This window comes from Kitasatospora sp. NPDC032150 (assembly GCF_055579945.1).
Window position 1 is genome coordinate 1 of the sequence record NZ_JBVIMH010000111.1, and the last position, 1,414, is coordinate 1,414.

The window sequence follows — 1,414 nt, forward strand, 5'->3', positions numbered from 1 at the left end:
TCGCCTTCCAGAACACCCCCCACGTCACCCTCGACCTCCCCGACCTCACCTTCCAACTCCAACCCGTCGACCTCGACATCGCCAAGTTCGACCTGTCCGTCAACGTCCAGGAGCACTTCGACGGGCAGCGCGCCTCGGGCATCCGAGGGGTGCTGGAGTTCAACGGCGACCTCTTCGACCGGGAGACCGCCGAAACCCTGGCCACCCGGCTGGAGCGGGTACTGCGCGCACTGGTCGCCGACCCCGACCGCCGGATCAGCCGCATCGACCCGCTCGACCACCACGAGCGGCAGCGGATCCTGCTGGACTGGAACAACACCGCCACCAGCACCGAACACACCTGCCTCCCCGCCCTGTTCGAGGGCCAGGCCGCCCGCACCCCCGAGGCCACCGCCGTGCTCGACGGTGACCTCACCCTGAGCTACGCCGAGCTGAACGCGCTCGCCAACGGCGTCGCTCACCGGCTGATCGAGGCAGGCGTGGGTCCCGAGGACCTGGTGGCGGTGGCGGTACCGCGGTCCGCCCGGCTGCTCGGTGCACTGCTCGGTGTCCTGAAGGCCGGGGCCGCCTACCTTCCCGTGGACCCGGACTACCCGGCGGAGCGCATCGCCTTCATGCTGCGCGACGCCTCGCCCGCGCTGCTGCTGACCGGCGGCGGCGTGGACTGCGGCGACGAGTCCGGGCCGCTGCCCCGGCTGCTCGTCGAGGAGGTCGAGCCCGTCGACGCCGACCCCGCGGACCGCGACCGGGTGCGCCCGCTGCGGCCGCACCACCCCGCCTACGTCATCTACACCTCCGGCTCCACCGGACGGCCGAAGGGCGTCCTGGTCGAACAGCACTCGCTGGTGGACTACCTGGAGTGGGCCGGCCGCAGCTACCCGAGTGCGCGGGGATCCGTGCTGCTCCACTCGTCCGTGTCCTTCGACATGACGGTCACGGCCCTGTTCACCCCGCTGACCGTCGGCGGCTGCGTGCGGATCGGCGACCTCGACGAGAGCCTGCCGTCGGACACCGCCCCCACCCTGCTGAAGGCCACCCCGAGCCACCTGGCACTGCTGGAGACCCTTCCCGAGGGTGCCTCGCCGACGGGCGACCTGCTGCTCGCCGGCGAGGCGCTCTCCGGCGAGCGGTTGCGGACCTGGCGGAACTCGCACCCGGCGGTGACCGTCCGCAACGTCTACGGTCCGACCGAGACCACCGTCAGCTGCGCCGAGTACCGGATCGAGCCGGGCAGCGAACCCGCCGGCGGTGTGCTGCCGGTCGGCCGGCCGCTGGCCAACACCCGGGTGTACGTGCTCGGCCCCGGGCTGCGGCCGGTACCGGTGGGGGTTCCCGGCGAGCTCTACGTCGCGGGCACCGGAGTTGCGCGCGGCTACCTCGGCCGGCCGGGCCTCACCGCGGAGCGCTTCGTGGC

At 72.8% G+C, this 1,414-nt stretch carries 1 protein-coding gene; it reads left to right on the plus strand.

The genetic code is table 11. The features are described 5' to 3' along the window. A partial coding sequence (locus ACZ5ON_RS36045) for a non-ribosomal peptide synthetase (protein ID WP_465601845.1) occupies positions 1–1,414 on the plus strand: 1,414 nt, incomplete at both ends.